The following is a 2,476-nucleotide window of genomic DNA, read 5'->3' as shown; positions in this document are numbered from 1 at the left end:
CCCTTAGCGCTCCTCAAATGCTTATACAAAACATTCAAAGAACACGGTTAAAGATAACCGTCAATTTCCCTTGGTAATTAGCGACTACGACAAAGTCGCGTGGTAATTAAAGTACGACAAAATCGCTTGGTGTTAACAACATAAGATGAATAAGTCTTAATTTGATCTGTCAGATTCGAATAATAAAACTCAATCAAATCTGACAGTCGCATATGTGCCAACAACTGCCGCTCTATAGCTCTTAATATCTCAAATCTAATTGTGATAGCGGACGCTCAAACCAAACTTTTTTGGATATAGCAATTTTTAGCCAATCGGAAGCCTAGAGGAAGCTTTTAGTTCTCGCAGTGATAAGCTTGAACGAATAGACGAAACCCCTGGTAATTTACGTAAGGTATTATCGATGAACTGGCTATAGTCATCCAAATCTTTTGCAACAACCTGTAATAGGAAATCAGCGTCACCTGTTGTATTGTGGCAAGAAAGTACCTGATCGCAATTTTGGATAACTGCTTCAAAAGTGGTGGTTGTTTGACTGTCATGCTCTGTGCAAGTGAGCTGTACGAAGGCCAATACACCAAACCCTAGCTTACGTCTGTCTAAATTGGCTTGGTAACTTTCGATATATCCTTCCTCCTCTAAACGCTTTAACCTTCGCCAACAGGGGGACTCACTCATCGCCAGTTCGTTGGCTAACTTCGCATTCGTCAAGCGACCATCTCTTTGCATATGCCACAAAATATCATTGTCTATCTTGGTTAGCTTACTCATAGGGAGACTCTTTCTTTAAGTGGGTTATATATGAAAGAGTATTTCCTTATTTGGCAGCCTTCAAGTTAATTTAGCAAGGTAATTTCAGTTTTAACTCGTAGTATAGTCCTAGGTAACAAACTCGATACATAAGGTGGTTGGTGATGAAAGCAGTTGTTTACGAAAAATTTGGTCAAGCACCAAAAGTAATGAATGTTAAAGAGCCGGAATTGGCTGATGATGGCGTTATTATCAATGTTAGAGCTACAGGCGTGTGCCGCAGTGATTGGCATGGCTGGAAAGGTCATGACTCAGGTATTGAGTTGCCTCATGTGCCGGGACATGAATTTGCTGGCGTGGTAGAAGCGGTTGGCAAAAATGTTCGTCACTTTAAGGTGGGTGAACGTGTAACTGTACCGTTTGTAAATGGTTGTGGAAGTTGTCCGGATTGTCATTCTGGTAACCAACAGGTTTGTTCAACCCAAACGCAACCAGGTTTTACTCATTGGGGGTCGTTTGCCGAATATGTACCGATTAATAATGCCGATACAAATTTAGTTCACTTACCTGACGATATGGATTTTGCTACAGCAGCAAGTCTTGGTTGTCGATTTGTAACTTCATTTAGAGCCGTGGTCGACCAAGGTAAAGTGAAAGCTGGGCAGTGGGTTGCTGTTCATGGCTGTGGGGGCGTTGGATTATCTGCCATCATGATCGCCAATTCCATTGGTGCAAATGTTATTGCCGTCGATATTGCTGAAGATAAACTTACGCTTGCTCGCTCTTTAGGTGCCGTTGCCGTCATTAACGCAAGTAAGGTTGACGATGTTGCTGAAGCAATTATGTCACTTACCCGAGGTGGCGCTCATGTCTCGCTAGATGCACTTGGCCACAGTGTGACTTGTGTCAATTCAATCAAATGCCTGCGCAGCTTAGGTAAACACGTCCAAGTAGGCTTGCTACTGGGGGATCAAGCAGCTCCCAATATCCCTATGAGCAAGGTAATTGCTCAAGAGCTAGAAATCATTGGAAGTCATGGGATGCAAGCTTTCCGTTATCAAGACATGTTGGCAATGATGCTTTCTGGGAAACTGGCACCTGAAAAACTAATAGGTCAGCGCATTAATCTTGAGCAATCGATCGATGCTTTAACCACCATGGATTCATCTTCTGTACCTGGCGTAACTGTTGTTACTGAGTTTTAAGTGGCAATGTGAATAATTTAACTGCTTGAATCAGGTTGATTTCATTAATTTGGAAAACATGGCAACCAGTATGAACACAGGTTTAATGGCTCATGGTGTTATTGCCATTAATATTGTTATTTCCAAATGTTCTGATAAGAAACGTTAGCTTCCACAACCACAGCTTGTTTTAGCGACAATAACGACTTCAGTTAACTTTTAAGGTGATGTTAGTAACTTGGCTGAATGTCTGCTTTGTGGAAGTGAACCAATGACACCAAATAACTGCGACCGTCTCAAATTCGCTTGAAACTGTCTGTCAGATAAAGTCAAAACCTATTCATCGAAACTGTAAGATCAGATATGAGCTACTACACACAAGATTGTTAACACCAAGCGATTTTGTCGTACTTTAATTACCACGCGACTTTGTCGTAGTCGCTAATTACCAAGGGAAATTGACGGTTATCTTTAACCGTGTTCTTTGAATGTTTTGTATAAGCATTTGAGGAGCGCTAAGGGGCGCTAAGGGTGATTGTTTT

At 41.6% G+C, this 2,476-nt stretch carries 2 protein-coding genes; one reads left to right on the top strand and one right to left on the bottom strand.

Annotated elements, in window-relative coordinates; genetic code table 11:
- Positions 1-306 precede the first annotated feature (306 nt).
- Positions 307-771 (bottom strand): Lrp/AsnC family transcriptional regulator, encoded by a 465-nt coding sequence (locus EAG18_RS21905; RefSeq protein ID WP_125254462.1) that lies wholly within the window; start codon positions 769-771, stop codon positions 307-309.
- A 143-nt stretch (positions 772-914) separates the two neighbouring features.
- On the opposite strand from EAG18_RS21905, the gene EAG18_RS21900 reads away from it, so the two are divergent.
- Positions 915-1,955 carry a zinc-dependent alcohol dehydrogenase family protein gene (locus EAG18_RS21900; protein ID WP_125254461.1) on the top strand — a complete coding sequence of 347 codons (1,041 nt, stop codon included), beginning with the start codon at positions 915-917 and terminating at the stop codon, positions 1,953-1,955.
- Positions 1,956-2,476 lie beyond the last annotated feature (521 nt).

The organism is Pseudoalteromonas sp. J010, from assembly GCF_003934235.1.
Lineage (GTDB): Bacteria > Pseudomonadota > Gammaproteobacteria > Enterobacterales > Alteromonadaceae > Pseudoalteromonas > Pseudoalteromonas peptidolytica.
The sequence above is the reverse complement of the archived record's forward strand: the minus strand, read 5'-3'. Positions and strand labels throughout refer to the sequence as shown.